The sequence below is a fragment of the Proteus myxofaciens ATCC 19692 genome, from assembly GCF_001654855.1.
Classification (GTDB): domain Bacteria; phylum Pseudomonadota; class Gammaproteobacteria; order Enterobacterales; family Enterobacteriaceae; genus Proteus; species Proteus myxofaciens.
Window position 1 is genome coordinate 1 of record NZ_LXEN01000047.1, and the last position, 19,443, is coordinate 19,443.

Annotated in this window: 17 protein-coding genes and 3 tRNA genes; 9 read left to right on the forward strand and 11 right to left on the reverse strand. The window is 37.4% G+C overall.

Annotated elements, in window-relative coordinates:
• The 4 genes from ptsG to syd form a co-directional block, all read right to left on the reverse strand.
• Positions 1–1,414: PTS glucose transporter subunit IIBC (ptsG, locus tag M983_RS05570; protein WP_066748340.1), on the reverse strand; the 1,414-nt coding region annotated here is incomplete at its 3' end.
• 296 nt (positions 1,415–1,710) lie between these two features.
• The gene (gene truC, locus M983_RS05575; RefSeq protein WP_066748343.1) at positions 1,711–2,475 is read right to left on the reverse strand and encodes a tRNA pseudouridine(65) synthase TruC; all 765 of its coding nucleotides are present in this window, start codon (positions 2,473–2,475) and stop codon (positions 1,711–1,713) included.
• An 11-nt stretch (positions 2,476–2,486) separates the two neighbouring features.
• On the reverse strand, positions 2,487–2,807 hold the full coding sequence (locus M983_RS05580) for a YqcC family protein (protein WP_066748346.1): 321 nt from the start codon (positions 2,805–2,807) through the stop codon (positions 2,487–2,489).
• Positions 2,808–3,278: 471 nt separating this feature from the next.
• Positions 3,279–3,830, reverse strand: a complete 552-nt coding sequence (gene syd, locus M983_RS05585; protein WP_066748349.1) for a SecY-interacting protein — start codon at positions 3,828–3,830, stop codon at positions 3,279–3,281.
• Positions 3,831–3,986: 156 nt separating this feature from the next.
• Here syd and queF point away from each other — a divergent pair, with 156 nt between their 5' ends.
• The 3 genes from queF to xni all read left to right on the forward strand — a co-directional run bounded on the left by queF (position 3,987) and on the right by xni (position 7,041).
• Positions 3,987–4,832: an NADPH-dependent 7-cyano-7-deazaguanine reductase QueF gene (gene queF, locus M983_RS05590; RefSeq protein WP_066748352.1), complete on the forward strand. Its 846-nt coding sequence runs from the start codon at positions 3,987–3,989 to the stop codon at positions 4,830–4,832.
• Between the two features lie 85 nt (positions 4,833–4,917).
• Complete coding sequence (ppnN, locus tag M983_RS05595; protein ID WP_066748354.1) at positions 4,918–6,285, forward strand: nucleotide 5'-monophosphate nucleosidase PpnN; 1,368 nt, start codon at positions 4,918–4,920, stop codon at positions 6,283–6,285.
• Positions 6,286–6,291: 6 nt separating this feature from the next.
• Positions 6,292–7,041, forward strand: coding sequence for a flap endonuclease Xni (gene xni / locus M983_RS05600; RefSeq protein WP_066748357.1), 750 nt, complete (start codon positions 6,292–6,294; stop codon positions 7,039–7,041).
• A 99-nt stretch (positions 7,042–7,140) separates the two neighbouring features.
• Here the strand turns inward: xni and rlmM are convergent, their stop codons facing one another.
• The 3 genes from rlmM to M983_RS05615 are packed head-to-tail and all read right to left on the reverse strand — an operon-like array spanning position 7,141 to position 9,588.
• On the reverse strand, positions 7,141–8,238 hold the full coding sequence (gene rlmM / locus M983_RS05605; protein ID WP_066748360.1) for a 23S rRNA (cytidine(2498)-2'-O)-methyltransferase RlmM: 1,098 nt from the start codon (positions 8,236–8,238) through the stop codon (positions 7,141–7,143).
• A complete protein-coding gene (locus M983_RS05610) occupies positions 8,231–8,626 on the reverse strand; it encodes a DUF423 domain-containing protein (protein WP_066748363.1) in 396 nt (131 codons plus the stop codon). Before M983_RS05610 ends, rlmM begins: the two co-directional genes overlap by 8 nt.
• 41 nt (positions 8,627–8,667) lie before the next feature.
• Entirely contained in the window at positions 8,668–9,588 is a 921-nt protein-coding gene (locus tag M983_RS05615) for a transcriptional regulator GcvA (protein ID WP_066748375.1), read from the reverse strand.
• 650 nt (positions 9,589–10,238) lie between these two features.
• On the opposite strand from M983_RS05615, the gene csdA reads away from it, so the two are divergent.
• Together csdA and csdE are read left to right on the forward strand one after the other, a co-directional pair.
• A complete protein-coding gene (csdA, locus tag M983_RS05620) occupies positions 10,239–11,450 on the forward strand; it encodes a cysteine desulfurase CsdA (RefSeq protein ID WP_066748378.1) in 1,212 nt (403 codons plus the stop codon).
• 4 nt (positions 11,451–11,454) lie between these two features.
• The gene (csdE, locus tag M983_RS05625) at positions 11,455–11,901 is read left to right on the forward strand and encodes a cysteine desulfurase sulfur acceptor subunit CsdE (RefSeq protein ID WP_066748381.1); all 447 of its coding nucleotides are present in this window, start codon (positions 11,455–11,457) and stop codon (positions 11,899–11,901) included.
• Positions 11,902–11,904: 3 nt separating this feature from the next.
• Here csdE and tcdA read toward each other — a convergent pair whose 3' ends face one another.
• Together tcdA and mltA are read right to left on the reverse strand one after the other, a co-directional pair.
• Positions 11,905–12,723 carry a tRNA cyclic N6-threonylcarbamoyladenosine(37) synthase TcdA gene (gene tcdA, locus M983_RS05630; RefSeq protein WP_066748384.1) on the reverse strand — a complete coding sequence of 273 codons (819 nt, stop codon included), beginning with the start codon at positions 12,721–12,723 and terminating at the stop codon, positions 11,905–11,907.
• A 108-nt stretch (positions 12,724–12,831) separates the two neighbouring features.
• The gene (gene mltA / locus M983_RS05635; protein WP_066748387.1) at positions 12,832–13,926 is read right to left on the reverse strand and encodes a murein transglycosylase A; all 1,095 of its coding nucleotides are present in this window, start codon (positions 13,924–13,926) and stop codon (positions 12,832–12,834) included.
• A 257-nt stretch (positions 13,927–14,183) separates the two neighbouring features.
• Between mltA and M983_RS05640 the strand changes: the two genes are divergently transcribed.
• The 3 genes from M983_RS05640 to M983_RS05650 all read left to right on the forward strand — a co-directional run bounded on the left by M983_RS05640 (position 14,184) and on the right by M983_RS05650 (position 14,480).
• A tRNA-Met gene (locus tag M983_RS05640) sits at positions 14,184–14,260 on the forward strand.
• A gap of 42 nt (positions 14,261–14,302) precedes the next feature.
• Positions 14,303–14,379 (forward strand) — tRNA-Met (locus M983_RS05645).
• A gap of 24 nt (positions 14,380–14,403) precedes the next feature.
• Positions 14,404–14,480 (forward strand) — tRNA-Met (locus tag M983_RS05650).
• A 158-nt stretch (positions 14,481–14,638) separates the two neighbouring features.
• Here the strand turns inward: M983_RS05650 and amiC are convergent.
• A complete protein-coding gene (amiC, locus tag M983_RS05655) occupies positions 14,639–15,901 on the reverse strand; it encodes an N-acetylmuramoyl-L-alanine amidase AmiC (protein ID WP_066748390.1) in 1,263 nt (420 codons plus the stop codon).
• Between the two features lie 238 nt (positions 15,902–16,139).
• Between amiC and argA the strand changes: the two genes are divergently transcribed.
• Positions 16,140–17,474, forward strand: a complete 1,335-nt coding sequence (argA, locus tag M983_RS05660; protein WP_066748393.1) for an amino-acid N-acetyltransferase — start codon at positions 16,140–16,142, stop codon at positions 17,472–17,474.
• Positions 17,475–17,539: 65 nt separating this feature from the next.
• On the opposite strand, the gene recD is transcribed toward argA, so the two are convergent.
• Positions 17,540–19,441: an exodeoxyribonuclease V subunit alpha gene (recD, locus tag M983_RS05665; protein WP_066748396.1), complete on the reverse strand. Its 1,902-nt coding sequence runs from the start codon at positions 19,439–19,441 to the stop codon at positions 17,540–17,542.
• Positions 19,442–19,443: the final 2 nt, after the last annotated feature.

The following is a 19,443-nucleotide window of genomic DNA, read 5'->3' on the forward strand; positions in this document are numbered from 1 at the left end:
CATCCATTTCAGTTTTTAAGTTATCAGATTTAGGTCCAAATATTGCTTGAATTCCCGAACCTACGACGACCACTCCCGCAGCGCCTAATCTTTTTAGCTCGTCACGATCGACTTTTGCAATATCTTTAACACCAATACGTAAACGTGTAATACAAGCATCTAAGCTACTAATATTATCTTTACCACCAAAGGCTGTAACTAAAGATTGTCCCATTGCACTTTGATCTGATTGTTTCGCATTTTTATCTTCAACTTCACGACCTGGTGTTTTCAGGTTTAATTTTGCAATTAAGAAACGGAAGATAGTGTAATAAGTTGCAGCATATAGCAAACCTATAATTGGGAATAGATACAGCTTGCTACTATTACCACTTAACACGATAAAATCGATTAAGCCATGAGAGAAACTAGTACCATCACGCATACCTAATAAAATACAAATAACAAATGCTAAGCCCGCTAAAATAGCATGGATAACATATAGGATAGGCGCAACGAACATAAATGAGAATTCAATTGGCTCTGTTATCCCTGTTAAGAAGGCAGTTAATGCAGCTGAAATCATGATACCACCAACTTTGGCACGATTTTCAGGGCGTGCTGAATGCCAAATAGCAATGGCTGCGGCTGGTAGACCAAACATTTTAAATAAGAAACCACCTGATAACATACCCGCAGTTGGGTCACCTGCCATATAGCGAGGAATATCACCGTGGAAAACTTGACCTGCGCTATTTACATATTCACCCACTTGCATTTGAAATGGTACGTTCCAGATATGGTGCAAACCAAATGGCACTAACGAACGCTCAACGACACCGTAAATACCAAAAGCAACTGCTGGATTTTGATACGCAGCCCACTCTGAAAAACGTTGGATTGCCGTACCAATAGGAGGCCAAACAAATGAAAGTATCACACCAACAAAAATAGCGATTAAACCAGAAATAATAGGAACAAAGCGTTTACCAGCAAAGAAGCCTAAATATTCTGGTAATTTAATACGATAAAAGCGGTTAAACATGGAGGCGGCGATAATACCCGCGATAATACCCCCTAAAACCCCAGTATCGGTTAAATGCTGCGCTTCTACCTCAGCAGGTGTAAGACCAAGAACCCATGGCGCTACGACAATCATGGTCTTAGACATAATACCGTATGCAACAACAGAAGCTAATGCTGATACACCATCATTGTTCGTAAACCCTAACGCAACACCAATTGCGAAAATAAGAGGCATATTAGAAAAGACAGAACCACCTGCTTCAGCCATGACCTGAGAAACTGAAGAAGGTATCCACGAAAGATCAGCGGAACCCACCCCTAACAGAATACCGGCAATAGGTAAAACAGATACCGGTAACATCAAGGATTTTCCGATTTTTTGCAAAACTACAAATAAGTTTTTGAACATCAAGCAGACTCCCGAAACTTGGGTTATATTATTTTTTTTATTAGAATTGTGTAAATGGATTAAATTTCATTAGCTTATCTTATGATAGCCTTGAATTAATTCACATCATAAAATAAATCGGCTTTCGAATACATGATTGCTGTCACGTTTCAATAGATGAATTGTTATTAATTTAGATAAGAGGATGTTTTTACATAGAGTTAAAACAGCTATTGATTTGCGCAAACTATCAAGACTTAAGTAAATAAGTCTTGATAGTTGCAATTAGAAATAAGTTATTTATCAAAATAAATAAATCAAAAATGACAGGTGAGATCTTCACCGTGTTGCTCTAATGCAGGCCTAATCCCACGCCAACCAAATTGATTAATTAAATGCTGCCAAGGAATATCCCATTGTGCTGTTAAACGTAACGGTTGTTCTGTTATAGGATGAATTAAGTTTAGATGGCTTGCATGCAACATCAAGCGACGTGATTGAAAATTTGTTACTACTCCACGATTTTGTTTTAAATCACCATGTGCCGTATCACCAATAATAGGATGTCGAATATGTGACATATGTCTGCGTAATTGATGTTTACGACCGGTTTCAGGTCGAAGCTCGAGTAAACTAAATCGAGATGTCGAATAACGACCAATAGCGACCTCTTTTTCTACCGTAGCCAAAGGAACACAATGAGTAATACATTCTTGAAGTTTAGGCGCCTGCGTTGCGAATTTATCGGCTATTTTATCTTGTTCTTCCATTAAAGGACTATCAATCAATAGCTCAGACTCAACATAGCCACGCACAATAGCATGATAAATTTTTTCTGTTTTATGTTGTTCAAAAGATTGAGAAAGTAGCCTTGCAACATCTGAAGAAAGCGCCATTAATAATACACCTGATGTTGGTCTATCTAAGCGGTGTACAGGAAAAACGTGCTGTCCTATTTGATCTCTTAACGTCTGCATAACAAATACAGTTTCGTGTCTATCTAACCAACTACGATGAACAAGCCACCCTGCGGGTTTATTCACAGCAACGAGATATTCATCTTGATAAATAATATCTAGCATTCTATGCCTTTTTATCCAAAAAACGCGTCAAGTTCACGAAGATGATTTAATAAGTCAGTATAATCACGCGTTTCGTCGTCTTTATATGTCTCTTCATAATAAGGGGAGATAGCAAATGGGGTAGGTAAAGGCATACCACTATCAATAACAGATGTTAATCGAGGGATAAGCACCCATTGTAGCCACTCATGCGCTTGCATAGTATCAATACAAAAAGGCTGTGTACTTTGAAATGAAGCTTCTGAAGGCGACTCTATTTGCCATAGTTCTATTTTTTTCATCTCATCTTCAATTAATTTTAATTTCGCTAAGACAGGATGTGCTGATGTCATCATCAATTCCTTAATATTAGTTTTAGGAAGTATAAAGATAACATTGAGATTGGATAAGAAAAAATAAAAAAATAAAAGGAGCCGAAACTCCTTTTAGACAAGAAGAGTGCGTTGTCTGTTACAACACGTGCATCCTAGCAAGACCGATTTATTCTATCCCTGCGATTCAGCCTGTATCTTGCATTATTGGAAACATCCTATTTCCTGCATCCATGATTACTTTGTATTTATCGTTCGGTCACCAAACAATCCTTTACTTGGCGGACGTAGAATGCCAACAATTGGTTAGTTAAACAACCCACTCTACATAAGCAATATAAGGCTTATTATTATTGATAATAATAATGCTTTTATAACTGCTTGCTATTGTTAAATAAATAGAAAATATTTTTTCTTCTATCAATTTCATTCCATAAAATCGCACTCTTTTTGTAAGATATATCTCACAAAAAATTGCGTCATAAACTTACACTATAATTCAAAAATAGGCGTCAGTTCTGCTAAAAATGTTGATAAATTTTTAGATAATACGTCTCTTTTTTTCTGACCAAAAAGCTCAAGAATAACTTCCCCCGATATATTACATACCGAAATAATTTCTTGCTCTGAATCTGTTGTACCAATAAACACGGTTGGTGTTAGTTTAAGGCGTTTTTGAGTAACAAGGTGACCAATGATATTTTCTTGTAAGCGAATAAAATCGTCTTCACTCCATACTTGGATCAAACTAAACACTATATTATTAAAACGGACCTGCATATCACCTGCATATTGAGTACTAAAATAATCATGTAATTCAGGGCGGATCACAATTCCCATTGCTTTTTCAACATTAGTAAGTTTATCAGTACCTGTAAAAGGCTGTGGTAACCAATAAACAATATCCTCCCCCGTTCTAGAAATACAAGGTGATGGTACACCGTAAAGTTCATGGCTAGCAGGTGGAAAACCTGATTTATCTTGCCATAAATCGACATATTTTTGAGTAAATGACGCTAATTCAGTGGAGATATTCTCAATCATGTTATCTGCTATTTGCTATAAAAATGGAATAATGATGTATGTTACCTGATTATGGCATCAATTCAGAGCATCAAAAATAATGCATTAATATACTATTGGTGTTTCAATAGTATAATTACTGCTTATTCTACTTTTTGATGAAATTAGGACGGAATTATGTCGCTATATCAGGGAGATAAATCTCTCGAGGCCCTATCGTTAGGGAAAAAAACAGAGTACCACAGCGAATATGATGCAACCTTATTACAAGGTGTACCTCGCCTACTGAATCGCCAAACACTCGCTTTAACCAACGAAAATTTACCTTTTCATGGAGGCGATATATGGACGATGTATGAGCTCTCTTGGCTAAATAGTAAAGGTTTACCTCAAGTCGCAATAGGGTATATTGAACTGGATGCTACGACAGAAAACCTCATTGAATCAAAAAGTTTCAAGCTTTATCTTAACAGTTTTAATCAAACACGCTTTGAAAGCTGGGAGCAGGTTGAAAAAACGCTACTTAATGATTTAACTGCTTGTGCTAAAGGTAAAGTAAACCTGTCTCTTTATCCCTTGTCACACTTTACTTCACAACCTATCGTTGATTTTGAAGGTGAGTGTATTGATGAGCAAGATATTAATATTGATAATTACCAATTTGATGCTCAATGGTTAAACGAATCGACAACTGATACACAAGTTGAAGAAACCTTAGTCAGCCATCTGTTAAAATCAAACTGCCTTATTACTCATCAGCCAGATTGGGGTTCTGTCATGATAAAGTATAAGGGTAAGAAAATTAATCGTGAGAAACTACTGCGTTATCTAGTCTCTTTTAGACAACATAACGAATTTCATGAACAATGTATTGAACGTATTTTCCACGATATTATGCAATTTTGTTCACCTGAAACACTTACTGTCTATGCAAGATATACGCGCAGGGGTGGATTAGATATTAACCCTTGGCGTAGTAATTGCGAGTTTGCTCCAGAAACACGCCGATTAGCCAGACAATAACGAGAATATCGCCTGTATATTAATGTGAACTGTGCTATATAAATGACACTTCAGTTTGTTATTTCAGGAAAAAAAGGAGTCCTACGTGATAACTCATGTCAGCCCATTAGGTTCCATGGATCTGCTTTCACAGCTAGAAGTTGATATGCTAAAAAGAACTGCGAGCAGTGATCTTTATCAACTGTTTCGCAACTGCTCTCTAGCCGTTCTCAACTCTGGTAGCCTTACTGATAGTAGTAAAGAACTGTTATCTAGATACCAAGATTTTGATATTAACGTACTGCGTCGTGAACGTGGTGTGAAATTAGAATTAGTTAATCCTCCTGAAGATGCCTTTGTTGATGGCAAAATTATTCGCTCACTGCAAGCAAACTTATTTGCTGTACTACGTGATATCTTATTTGTTCATGGTCAAATAACGACGGCAAAACGTAATCTTCATTTGAATTTAGAAAATAGCACGCATATTACCAATACTATTTTCTCTATCTTACGTAATGCAAGAGCGTTACATATCGATGAAGATCCTAATATGATTGTCTGTTGGGGTGGTCACTCTATTAATGAAACCGAATACCTCTATGGCAGAAAAGTAGGTAATGAACTAGGCCTACGTGAACTAAATATCTGTACTGGTTGTGGGCCTGGAGCCATGGAAGCACCAATGAAGGGTGCAGCTGTGGGTCATGCGCAACAGCGTTATCATAATAGTCGCTTTATTGGTGTCACTGAACCTTCAATCATTGCTGCTGAGCCACCTAATCCGCTTGTAAATGAATTACTTATCATGCCAGATATCGAAAAACGATTAGAAACATTCGTGCGTATTGGTCATGGTATTATCATATTCCCTGGTGGTGTAGGAACAGCTGAAGAACTTCTATATTTACTTGGTATTTTGATGTCACCAGAAAACCAAGATCAAGTTTTACCACTTATATTAACGGGTCCTAAAGAGAGTGCTGATTATTTCCGCGTTCTTGATGACTTTATTGCCAATACATTAGGTAAAGAAGCACAACGTCATTACCAAATTATTATTGATGATGCGGCTGAAGTTGCGCGTGTCATGAAAAAATATATGCCATTAGTTAAGGATAATCGCCGTAGTACCGGTGATGCTTATAGCTTTAACTGGTCAATGAAAATTAGTTCAGATTTGCAACATCCATTTGAACCAACCCATGAAAATATGGCTGCACTTAATCTAACCACCAATCAACCACCTGAAAAACTTGCAGCAGATTTACGTCGCGCTTTTTCTGGTATTGTGGCTGGTAACGTAAAAGAAGTTGGTATGAAAGCCATTGAAAACCATGGACCTTATAAAATTCATGGTGAAAGCGATATTATGCGCAGAATGGATATATTGCTGGCAGGTTTTGTTGAGCAACATCGTATGAAGCTACCTGGTGGCACGGCTTATCAACCTTGCTATGAAATAATTAGCTAGTTAATTATGATACATCTATTAATTATCGATGCATTAAACCTGATCCGCCGCATTCATGCGGCATCAGGTTCTTCTTGCCTTAATGTTTGCGAACAAAGTGTTAAACAACTTCTCGGTCACACTCAACCTACTCATGTTGTGGCTGTTTTTGATGAAGATGATAGAGAAAATAGTTGGCGCCATCAGTTATTACCTGAATATAAAGCAGGCCGTTCACCTATGCCTGATGAGCTACACCAACAACTGCCTGAAATAAAAGCAATGCTTCTTAATTTAGGCATAGAAAGTTGGCATTCTGGCGGTGATGAGGCCGATGACGTTGCTGCAACGCTAGCAACGAAAGTTGCGCAAGCGGGCCATAACGTAACGATTATTTCGACAGATAAAGGTTATTGCCAACTGCTTTCACCTTCAATTCGCATTAGAGATTACTTTCAACGTCGCTGGCTTGATTTAGCCTTTATTCGTGCAGAATTTGGTGTAGAGCCCTCTCAATTGATAGATTATTGGGGATTATGTGGAGTAAGTAGCAGTAAAGTCACGGGAGTTATCGGCATTGGCCCTAAAAGTGCCAGCGAATTGTTACAAACCTACCCTAATTTAGAAACGCTTTATCAAAATATTGAAGATATTCCGACTAAGTGGCAAAACAAACTTATTACTCACAAAGAAGCCGCTTTTATTAGCCGTAAAATTACAACATTACAAACTGATATTCAATTAAACGGTAACCTTCAGCAACTGCGTTTGAAATAAGAGATACATACAAAAGAATAAATAATATAGATAATAAAAAAGCTGAGCTTATATAAAGACTCAGCTTTCTCTCAATTCATTTTTTCTCGTTATGTTATTTTAAAACTCACGATCAGGACGGTAAGCAGCCCAAATATTTTGGATATGTACCGTTATTTCCTCTCTATCATGATAAAGGTGTTTTGCTTGAACTTTGGCATTAATACCCTTTTCAGCCAACTCAGCCTTTATTTTTTCTAAAATATGAGAAACCTCTTCATAGCGTTTTTTCATTGGTAATTTTAGGTTAAAAATCGCTTCTCGGCACCATTCATTGACAACCCATGTTGTCATTAATGCCGCAACTTTAGCCGGTTTTTCAACCATATCACAGACAAGCCATGTGATATTTTTACTCATAGGTTCAAATCTAAAACCATCAGCTTGATGATGTTTCACTTGCCCTGTATCCATTAAAGATTGAGCCATAGGACCATTATCAACAGCATGTACCATCATGCTACGTTTAACTAATTGATAAGTCCAACCGCCAGGGCAGGCTCCTAAATCAACGGCCTTCATTCCGCTGGCTAAACGCTCTTCCCATTCTTCATAAGGAATAAATACGTGAAATGCTTCTTCAAGTTTTAACGTTGAACGACTAGGTGCATCTGATGGGAATTTTAAACGCGGGATCCCCATATAAAATGGCGAGTTATTAAAACTATAAGAATAACCGACATAACAACACCCTGAAGCAATAAAAAAGACATGAATAACAGGGCGACTAAAATTTTCCACTTTTAGTAAGATTTTTTCACTACGAAGTTTGTTACGCAAAGGAACCGTAAATTTACGACAAAATTTAAGTAGTTCTTTACTTTCATTAGTATCAGCCACTTCAACGCGTAACTCACCCGCCTTTTCTACAGTACCTTGTAACATACCAATAATAGGCGTAATTCTATCTTCAGGTGAAAGATCTTTTAGTAATTCACCCGTCACAAACATTTGACGAGCAAAAATTAATTCACGAAAATTAACTTGGCGAATAATTTTATCCGCATCACCTTCTTGATAGCATTCAAAAAGAACGTAACCACTGGCATCTTTTACTCGAGCAAAGCCATAAACGCCAATTTGACCTGCTTTGTCTGTTATCTCCGCCGCACATTCTTTTTCAAAACCTTGACGACAATATAATGCTACTTTATTCATGGCGATACGCCGGTGCCCTTAGACGCAAAGCGCCAATAAAAATTAAAGCCCATCCAATAAGAAAACTAAATCCACCAACAGGTGTAAAATAAGCTAATAATCTAGCTTGTGTTAGCGCCATACAATAAAGGCTACCGCTAAATAATAAAATACCCGCAGTAAAGAAAATTCCTGCCCAATAAAACCATAAAACTGTTTTTCGCATCAATATTGCGGCTAAACCCACCATTAATAGGGTATGCACTATTTGATAGCGCATCGCGAGTTGAATATATTCCCAATGTTGTGGCGATAAATGAGGCCCTAGCGAATGCGTAGCAAAAGCCCCAAACGCAACATAGAAAAAACCACTAATCGCAGAAAACATAAGCAATGTACGACTATTCACTATAATTCCTTCTTAATTAGGCAATATTGCCAATACAACTATTATGCCGATGTCAATAAACCAAGTTTTTCTTGCTCATTCGCGGCTTGAGATAAAATCCATTGGCGAAAAGCGGCTATTTTTCCTAATTCAGCCTGACTATCTTGGCAGACTAAATAAAATGCATTTTTACTGACAAGCACATCTTGAAAAGGTCTGACTAATCGACCTGATTCTATTTCACTACGCGCCATTACGTTGTTAACCAACGCAACACCTTGTCCATGCACAGCAGCTTGAATGACCATTGAGCTATGACTAAAAATGGGGCCTTGCTGTACATTTATCTGATTTTGCATCTCTAGTTGTCGCATATAAGCTTGCCAGTCACGGCGAGATGAATCATGTAACAATGTATGATAAATCAGATCGGCCGGTGTTTTTAATGGTTTTTCACCCGTTAATAAAGTAGGGGCACAAACTGGAATTAAATATTCAGCATAAAGCCTATCTGTTCGTAATCCAGTCCAATTCCCTCTACCATAAAAAATAGCAACATCTACATCATCAGCAAGTTTATCTTCTTCTCTATCAACAGCTTGTATACGAACATCAATACCTGGATAAGCTTGATTAAATCCAGAAAGTCGAGGTACTAGCCATTGAATCGCAAAACTAGGAGAAAGACTAACAGTAAGTGCACCTTTCGCACTTCTCGCAAGTAATTTACGAGTTGCCTCGTTAATTGATGAAAATATTTCTTTAATATCAAGATAATAACTTTGCCCTTCTTCTGTCAATAAAAGAGAGCGATTACGCCTTCTAAATAATTTTAGGCCAAGAAATTCTTCTAGTGTTTTAATTTGATGACTGACAGCAGCTTGGGTAACAAAGAGTTCTTCAGCCGCTTTAGTAAAGCTTAAATGACGAGCCGCTGAATCAAACACTCTAAGTGCATTTAGTGGCGGTAAACGTTTAGACATATTCGGTTCTTAAACCTCTATTTAACTATTAGCAAATGCTAACATTCATCATTAGTTTTTTTTATGCGAAGCATTATAAATTGTCCCTTGATGATTAGCCAGTAAATACCTATAGTAGGCGCACTTCCTAAGCCGGAACGAAAAGTTGTGTTGTAGCAATACTTCAAAACTTTTGGCTTTGTGGTTGTGATGTTGTGTTTGCAAGTTGTCTGGAAATTCCAGACTTAGTAGCGTTTGCTACTGTTTTTTTCACTTCCTGTACATTTACCCTGTCTGTCCATAGTGATTTTATAATGCACCGCCAAGGCGGTGCTTTTTTTATTCTCTCATTTTGTACAACTAATACTCTTTTTTCGCCTATAATGCGACTTTAAGCCTTTCTATACTCTCATATTATTATAAATATGCAAAAAAACAGCATAGATATTTTTAAAATAGCAAAAAAATAAATTGAACATAATGATAAATAGTGGGATTTTTTATCAACTCCACTCTCAAGCGGTTTATCATGCTACTATAAATATCTTAATGTCTTATATGGTGCTAAATTTATCTTTCTCGTTATAAAAAAATATAATTAACCCTATAATTTATAGATCTGTTTTTAATCACTATTTAGATGCGTTTTTAACAGCTAACATAACTTTATTATGAATACATTTTCGCCAGACCAATTTCGACAACAATTTCCTGCAATACAAGAAACCTCAATTTATCTTGATAGTGCAGCAACTTCATTAAAGCCGTTAGCTATGATTGAGGCTTCTGATGATTTTTATCGACATAGTTTCGCCACCGTTCATCGTAGCCAGCATCAGCAAGCAAAAGAAATAACAACACAATTTGAAGCAACGCGAAACAGGGTTGGTGAATTAATCAATGCACCAGATAGTGATACCATTATTTGGACAAAAGGCACAACAGAATCTGTCAATTTTATTACTCAAAGCTATTTTCGTGCACGCTTACAACCAGGTGATGAAATTATTGTGAGTGAGCAAGAACATCATGCCAATCTTATTCCTTGGTTAATATTAGCAGAGCAAACTGGCGCGCATGTTATTTGTTGGCCTATTGAAGATGATTTTCTTCCTTCAATGACAACGTTAAAGCGTTTACTCAATCACCGAACTCGTGCTGTTGCTATTAGCCAAATGTCTAATATAACAGGAGCTCAAATCGCACTAAATGAAGTTTCAACCTGTATTCATGAATATGATAATTGTTTATTAATTGTTGATGGTGCTCAGGGGATCGTGCATGAAGCCATTGATGTAACCGCTCTTAATATCGATTTCTATGTTTTTTCTGCACATAAACTTTATGGGCCTACAGGATTAGGCGTTTGTTATGGTAAACGTGAATATTTAGAAAGCATGTCGCCTTGGCATGGCGGTGGTAAAATGCTAACAAAAGTCACTTTTGATGGATTTACGCCAGCAGCTATCCCTCATCGCTTTGAAGCAGGAACCCCTAATATTTCTGGAGTACTCGCGTTTAATGCTACATTGAACTGGATGAGCCAGCAAAATATGCTAAGAGCAAATCAATATGCAGTAGAATTAGCAGATTATGCAGAAAAACGCCTTAGTGAATTTACAGGGTTTATCAGTTATCGAGCCTCTCGTTCCCCTATTCTTTCTTTTAATTTTTCTGGTGTTCATCATAGCGATTTAGCTACTTTAATTTCTGAAAACGGTATTGCACTAAGAACAGGACAACATTGTGCTCAACCTTTGATTGATGCTTTACGTATTTCAGGCTGTTTACGAGTCTCTTTTATGCCTTATAATCAATTTTCTGATATTGATAGATTAATTGATGCTATTAATTTTGCTTTAACACTATTAAATGATGAATAAAATAATGAGTGACAATAAACCCAATATCACTACAGCACACCCTTTTGGTGCTGATATCACCTTAGATACATTGTTTCACGATTTTCAAAAATCAAAAGCATGGGAAGATAAATACCGTCAATTAATTCTGCTATCTCGCAAATTGCCAGCACTCTCAGATGAGATAAAAACAACAGAAAACGAGATCAACGGTTGTGAAAATCGAGTTTGGATAGGCGTCGAATTAAAAGATAATGGTAAATACCACGTTTATGGTGATAGTGATGGCCGTATTGTAAAAGGCTTGCTCGCTGTTATTCTCACCAGCGTTGAAAATAAAACGGCGGAAGAAATTGCTAAGATGAATATCTTCGATATTTTTGAACAGTTAGGATTAGCTCATCAAATTAGCCAATCCCGAACTGATGGTGTCCATGCGATTATTAGCCGATTAACACAATTAACTCAATGATATCTACTTCAGGCGCCCTTCTCGTTGCGCCTTAGCTAGCATCTTTTTAAGAGCATGTGACACAGCAATAAAACCAAAAGAAGCCGTTACCATGGTTACAGCACCAAAACCCGCTGAGCAATCCATACGTTTCACGCCACTTGCTGAGCTTTTTGCTGCACAAACACTGCCATCTTCTTGAGGATAGACAAGCTGTTCTGTTGAAAAGACACAATCAATACCAAGTTTCCCTTTACCGTTTTTCACAACATTAAAATCAGCTTTAAGACGTTCACGAAGTTTGGCGGCTAATGGATCTTGAACTGTTTTTGCTAAATCAACCACTTGGATTTGTGTGGGATCAATTTGACCTCCAGCACCGCCTGTTGTGATCACCGGTATTTTATAACGTCGACAATAGGCTAAAAGGGCTGCTTTTGGTCTTACACTATCAATCGCATCAATAACATAATCAAATTGAGCACGGCTCATCATTTCAGCGACGTTATCGACAGTTACAAAATCATCAATACTAGTGACAATACAGTCTGGATTTATTTCTAAAATACGCTGTTTCATCACATCACATTTAGGCTGTCCTACACTTTTTTTTAGTGCGTGAATTTGCCTATTCGTATTAGTGACACAAACATCATCCATATCAATTAAAGTAATTGCGCCAATTCCACTACGCGCTAATGCTTCAGCAGCCCAACTCCCAACACCACCAATCCCTACAACACAAATATGTGCTTGTGAAAAATAAGAAAGGGCCTGTTGCCCATAAAGCCGCCCTATTCCAGCAAAGCGCTGTAAATAAGATTCTGATAATGTATTTTGCATAATGCGATAACAACCTAATAACTGAAAGAAGCATGGCTATGAATGCCCCATAGCCATGTTGTTTTATCATTTTACCGTGAATAATAGAAAAATGGAGAGTAAATCGGTTTATAGTACAGGATTAAGCTTATTTATTTGTGATTTTTTTAATACCCATACTCGACCATAATGATTATAGAAACCAGCCTGATGACCAGCGTCTTTACCTATTCCATGATAAATATCGAAATGATGCCCTTTAATTGCGCCACCAACATCAAGTGCAACCATCAAACGCATTTGATATTGACCTGTAAATTTCCCCGTATTATCTAATAGCGGAATTTCCGCCAATAGCACAGTACCTGCAGGAATGATGCTTCTATCAGAAGCAACAGAGGCTTTAGCAATTAATGGAATTGCGCTAGCCCCTCTTACTGGGGCAAAAGGCTCTGGTTTGAAAAACACAAATGATGGATTGGCTTCTAGTAATTCTCTGACTTCATCTGCATTGTGCTTGTCAGCCCATTCTCTAATCGCAAGCATTGACATATCTTCTCTTGCCACTTCACCATTATCAATTAATACTTTACCGATGCTACGATAAGGATGTCCATTTTTACCTGAATATCCAAAGAAAGTGAGTGGTTTACCATCACCAAAATCAACATAACCACTACCTTGTACTTCCATCATAAAATTATCCATAATGGAATTACTATAAGCGGCTATCAGTGACTTATTCAAAGCACCTTTATAAATTGCAGCACGTGAAGGTAATTTTGAGCGACTATTGGCCGGCATTTTATAAAGTGGATATTTAAACTCACCCTGCTGAGTTAAACGTGCTTCTAATACAGGTGTGTAATAGCCTGTAAACTGCACATTACCATAATTATCTACACCTTCCATTTGGAAAGCTGAAAGATTGAACTGACGTAACTGACGAGTATCAGCACCTGATCGTAACCAGTTCTCTACAGCGTGATATGTTTCTTTATTACCATTAAATAAACGTGACGATGTTTGGCTTATTTGATTAATTTGCTCTAAATAATCTGAACCATTTATAGGTTTACCTTGCGTATTTGGCGAATTAACTTCAATCAGATCTTGTTTGAGCTTTCCATCGTTATATTGTTGTCCTTGCTCTGTTGGACGATGACAACCTGTCAACGCCAACGCCACCATGCCCAAAACTAACGATTTACGCCACGTGATCATTTTTCACTCACTTTAATTACTAAGATAATGTTCTAATGTAAGAAAGATACCAAAGGCAAATAAATAAAGATATGGATGTGCAAATTTCCACAGTTTTTTTATTCTTACCCAATAAATAAATTGATTCTATAAAAGCAGAACTGTCTAAAATTACGTCTTAATGGATCATTTGTGACCGCTTTTAAAAGAAATATGTAAAAATTTCATAAAAAACTTGCAAGTTAGCAGATCCTGAGTATAGTGCCCCTCTGTGGAGACGCGGGGTGGAGCAGTTTGGTAGCTCGTCGGGCTCATAACCCGAAGGTCGTTGGTTCAAATCCAGCCCCCGCAACCAATTCACAAAGTAATAACGCAGTAAGAAATTTATAGATTCAGTCGCGGGATGGAGCAGTCTGGTAGCTCGTCGGGCTCATAACCCGAAGGTCGTTGGTTCAAATCCGGCTCCCGCAACCAATTTCTATAAAACTTTTTTTCGGACGCGGGGTGGAGCAGTTTGGTAGCTCGTCGGGCTCATAACCCGAAGGTCGTTGGTTCAAATCCAGCCCCCGCAACCAATTATCTCATCAAATGTATCATTTCTTAAATTTTCCTTTTCTTAAATTCCCTAAAATTATTTCTAAATTTTATTTTTCGCGCGTTTGTAATTTTCATTTATAAAAAAACCAGTAGAAAAATAACTCCCTACTGGTCTATAAAAGATTTTAGATGATTATCAGCGATCAGCTAGCGTTAATTCACCACCATTAGCAAAATAGGCTTTAATTCCTTTAAAAATAGACTCTGCCATTTGTTGTTGAAACTTCGCTGTTTTGAGTTTTCTTTCTTCTTCTATATTACTGATAAAAGCAGTCTCAACTAAAATAGAAGGAATTTCAGGGGCTTTTAATACCGCAAATCCAGCCTGATCCACTTTATTCTTGTGCAGTTTATTAATACCACCCATCAATTTAAGCACTTCACTACCAAATTTTAGGCTATCATTGATAGTTGCCGTTTGTACAAGATCGAGCATGGCATGATCAACATAACGATCGCCACTTTTACTCACACCACCGATTAAGTCAGCTTCATTCTGAGTCTGAGCAAGGTAGCGGGCTGTATTACTCGTTGCGCCTGTTTTCGACAATGCAAATACTGAAGAACCTCTAGCAGAACGATTAGTAAACGCATCAGCATGAATAGAAACAAAAAGATCAGCCTGCATTTTTCTCGCTTTAGCAACACGAACCTTGAGTGGAATAAATACATCCTCATTTCGTGTCATATAAGCTTTCATTTTTGGATCTTTATCAATCAGTGCTCTTAAGCGACGAGCAATAAGCAATACGACATCTTTCTCACGTGTTTTATACTTACCAATCGCACCAGGGTCTTCACCACCATGGCCAGGATCAATCATGATAATAATGGGTCTATCACGCCCTGCTCTACCTGGTTTTCGGGTATCTTTCTGCTCTGGCACTGCTTTTTGTAAATCCCCATCATTATATTCACGTAATAATGCTAATAGAGGATCATCTTCTTTATCAGATACGCCATTACCAGGATAAAAATCAAGTACTAAACGATTTTTAAATTCAGCAACAGGCTTAAGTGTGAACATTTGGGGTTGAACAGGTGTTTTGACTTCAAACACCAATCGTACTGTTTGAGGTGTATTTTGGCCAACGCGAATCAGCTTTAAGTAAGGATCGTTTGTTTGTACCTGATTACTCGCACCTTTCAAGATACTATTAAGTTCAACTCCTTCTAAATCAACCACTATGCGTTCTGGGTTTGATAACGCAAATTGACGATATTTTAGTGGCTTTTTAGATTCTATAGTCACACGAGTATAAGTCGAAGCAGGCCATACCCTTACAGCAACAATAGAAGGCGTTGCTGCTAAACCGACAGGACTAACACTTAACAATAATAACGCGCCAATTCCTTTAAGAAGACGACGACGTGTTTGATTATGTTCTGAATGACTCATGAAAATTTTCCAAAAAACAATAACGCCAATAAGCTCTAAAAAGAGAGTAAAATTGATCTGAACAAAAAACTTTACCCAATCCCACCTTCACTGTCACTCAAAAACAATATAATTACCCACTTTTACATAAATATTCTGCCTTTAATTAAAACAATAAGATAGGATTTTACTTGCCATTCGCACTCAAAAAGAATAAAAATACAATAAATTAGAATAAAAATTCAATTGAGAGGGTGGTATGAAAGAGCGAAGCACCGAATTGGTCGATGGATTCCGCCATTCGGTTCCGTATATTAATGCACATAGAGGAAAAACATTTGTCATCATGTTAGGTGGTGAAGCTATCGCCCATGAAAATTTTCCATCTATTATTAATGATATTGGCTTATTACATAGCCTTGGTATTCGTTTAGTCGTAGTTTATGGTGCTAGACCACAAATAGACTCCGCGCTTGAAATACACAAGATTTCCCCGCTCTATCATAAATACACTCGTATTACTGATAGCAAAACTTTAGATATTGTTAAGCAAGCAGCAGGTACTTTACAGCTCGATATCACAGCTCGTTTATCAATGAGCTTAACTAATACTCCACTACAAGGTGCGCACATTAATGTCGTTAGCGGTAATTTCGTCATTGCACAACCGCTAGGTGTCGATGAAGGTGTGGATTATTGTCATAGTGGTAAAATTCGTCGTATTGATGAAGATGCCATACACCGTCAATTAGAAAGTAATGCTATTGTATTGATTGGTCCTGTTGCTGTTTCTGTTACAGGTGAAAGCTTTAATCTCACATCAGAAGAAGTCGCAACACAGCTAGCAATAAAGCTAAAAGCAGAAAAATTAATTGGTTTTTGTTCATTCCAAGGTGTTGTGGATGAAGAAGGTCGTATTATTTCTGAATTACTCCCGAAGCAAGCTGAAGATAAAATCCAAGAACTTCAAAATGAAGGCGATTATCACTCAGGTACCGTTAGATTTTTACGTGGTGCTGTAAATGCTTGTCGTCGTGGTGTTGAACGCAGTCATCTTTTAAGTTACCAATCTGATGGTGCGCTTATTCAAGAACTATTCTCACGAGATGGTATCGGTACACAGATTGTAATGGAAAGTGCTGAAAAAGTTCGTCGAGCGAATATAAATGATATTGGTGGAATATTAGAGCTTATTCGCCCTCTTGAGCAACAAGGTATTTTAGTACGACGTTCAAGAGAACAGCTTGAAGTGGAAATTGACCAATTTACTATTATTGAACGCGATAATATGACAATAGCGTGTGCTGCACTCTATCCTTATCAATCAGAAAAGATAGGTGAAATGGCCTGTGTTGCCGTTCATCCTGATTATCGTAGTTCATGCCGTGGTGAAGTTTTATTACAACGAGTCTCTGTTCATGCAAGACAAATAGGCTTAGAAAAATTATTCGTATTAACAACGCGAAGTATTCACTGGTTCCAAGAAAAAGGATTTGAGCCAGCAGAAATCGATAAGTTACCCATAGAGAAACAAGCGTTATATAACTACCAACGTCGTTCTAAGATATTAATCTTAGACTTAAAAAAAGAATAAAACACATAAAAGACAGATATTTACCTCTCAATATCTGTCTTTTTTCATTTATATTAAAAGCTATATTAACAGCGAAGTTTATCCACCAATCCACTACGTCGCTGAATACGTGTTTGAATAGCCATTTTGACCATGTATTCAGAAGAATAAAGAGAAAGCTTTTGTTTTGCCCTTGTAAGCGCTGTATAGAGCAATTCACGGCTAACAATAGGTGAAAACTGATTAGGCAGTACTAAAGCCGTGTGTTCAAATTCAGAGCCTTGTGATTTATGCACCGTCATCACATACGCTGTTTCGTGTTGTGGTAATCGGCTAGGTTGAATAGCCTTTAATGTACCATCAGGTAATTGGAAAAAAGCTTTCATTTCACCTTCATCATTATTGAGCATAATCCCAATATCCCCATTAAATAGCCCTAATGTGCTATCATTTCGTTGGATCATAATAGGTCGCCCAATATATTCACGCTGATAACTATTTGTTGGCCGCCTAATAAGGCGCTGACGATGTAATAGCATTTCAATACGTTCATTCAATCCTGAAACACCAAAAGGTCCTTCTCTTAAAGCACAAAGCAAACGGTACTGATTAAACGCATCTAAAATCCTATCTGGTGAAGCATGTTCTGCGACGAGTGTTAAATAGTAACGATAGCCATTTACAGCATCTTGTAACATTTGCATGTAATTTTCATCACTATCAAGAGAAATAAACTGCACACCATCAACAGTTTCAGTCGATTGAGATGATAAGCTAGCATTTTTTAATAACGATAAAGCCGTTTTTATTTGCCCTTGATTCACTGCATAAGCGAGTTTACCAATCCCAGAATGCGCACTAAATCGATAACTTTTGCGTAATAAACACAATGAATCACTCACAACTGATACGGGATTCTCAGAAATAGGAATTAGCTTTTCTGATTTCGTGAGTTCGCCTTGAGTTAATGCGTTAATTTGCTCAAATCGTTCACGGCTAAAACCATCATCAGCAAAACGGCAAATATCACCTAATACAGCACCAGCTTCCACAGAGGCGAGTTGATCTTTATCACCTAAGAAGATGACATAACATTGCTTAGGCAAAGCATCAATTAATCGAGCCATCATCGGTAAATCGACCATTGAGGCTTCATCAATAATTAAGATATCAAGTTGCAGTGGATTATTGCTGTCATAACGTACTTGTTGGCTTTCAGGCTGAGCCCCCAATAATCGATGAATAGTTTGTGCTTTTTCTGGCATCCATTTTCGCTCTTCTTCACTTAAAGAGAGCTGTTCTAGTGCTTTACCTAAAGATTCTGTTAATCTTGCTGCCGCTTTTCCTGTTGGCGCAGCCAATTGGATAATTGGCTTATTATTTGCGGTTAACATCACGAAAGCAGCTAAAATTTTAGCAACCGTTGTTGTTTTTCCAGTACCAGGGCCACCAGAAATAATAGAAATGGGGCGAGTCATAGCAACACTTGCCGCGACTTTTTGCCAATTGGTTTCTGTATTGTCATTTGATGTTGGAAAAAGCATCTCTAAAATTTGAGACAGCGTTTTGTTATCAAAGCCTGCTACAGAATGTGTTTGTTTAAAAAATTGAGCAACTCGCTCTTCGTAATGCCACATTCTTTGTAGATAAAGCAGGTCATTTTCTAAAACAATCGGTGAGCTTGAATGATTATCACCTTGATTTACACATGGGCTATTTATCAACTCGTTATGTATTTTTTCTTTTGAGGGTGTTCCCATTTTCTGCCAGAGGGCATGGGATAACTCAGGATATCTGCCATCAAATAAAGCATCTTGTTCTATTATATTTAAGGGTAAACAAACATGCCCAGCACCTGTTTGACTACTTAAATAGGCAAAAACAACCAGTAATATCGGATTATTATCTGCCACCAGCATTTGTGCAAAACGAAGATCTAAAGGACGCAATAAATTTTGTGCTATTGCTTGTTCTAATAATTTAATCATTA

Bases quoted from the DNA above. Each gene is read 5' to 3' on its own strand.
- truC (WP_066748343.1), bottom strand. From the start codon at position 2,475: ATGCTAGATATTATTTATCAAGATGAATATCTCGTTGCTGTGAATAAA.
- M983_RS05580 (WP_066748346.1), bottom strand. From the start codon at position 2,807: ATGACATCAGCACATCCTGTCTTAGCGAAATTAAAATTAATTGAAGAT.
- syd (WP_066748349.1), bottom strand. From the start codon at position 3,830: ATGATTGAGAATATCTCCACTGAATTAGCGTCATTTACTCAAAAATAT.
- queF (WP_066748352.1), top strand. From the start codon at position 3,987: ATGTCGCTATATCAGGGAGATAAATCTCTCGAGGCCCTATCGTTAGGG.
- xni (WP_066748357.1), top strand. From the start codon at position 6,292: ATGATACATCTATTAATTATCGATGCATTAAACCTGATCCGCCGCATT.
- rlmM (WP_066748360.1), bottom strand. From the start codon at position 8,238: ATGAATAAAGTAGCATTATATTGTCGTCAAGGTTTTGAAAAAGAATGT.
- M983_RS05615 (WP_066748375.1), bottom strand. From the start codon at position 9,588: ATGTCTAAACGTTTACCGCCACTAAATGCACTTAGAGTGTTTGATTCA.
- csdA (WP_066748378.1), top strand. From the start codon at position 10,239: ATGAATACATTTTCGCCAGACCAATTTCGACAACAATTTCCTGCAATA.
- csdE (WP_066748381.1), top strand. From the start codon at position 11,455: ATGAGTGACAATAAACCCAATATCACTACAGCACACCCTTTTGGTGCT.
- tcdA (WP_066748384.1), bottom strand. From the start codon at position 12,723: ATGCAAAATACATTATCAGAATCTTATTTACAGCGCTTTGCTGGAATA.
- mltA (WP_066748387.1), bottom strand. From the start codon at position 13,926: ATGATCACGTGGCGTAAATCGTTAGTTTTGGGCATGGTGGCGTTGGCG.
- amiC (WP_066748390.1), bottom strand. From the start codon at position 15,901: ATGAGTCATTCAGAACATAATCAAACACGTCGTCGTCTTCTTAAAGGA.
- argA (WP_066748393.1), top strand. From the start codon at position 16,140: ATGAAAGAGCGAAGCACCGAATTGGTCGATGGATTCCGCCATTCGGTT.
- recD (WP_066748396.1), bottom strand. From the start codon at position 19,441: ATGATTAAATTATTAGAACAAGCAATAGCACAAAATTTATTGCGTCCT.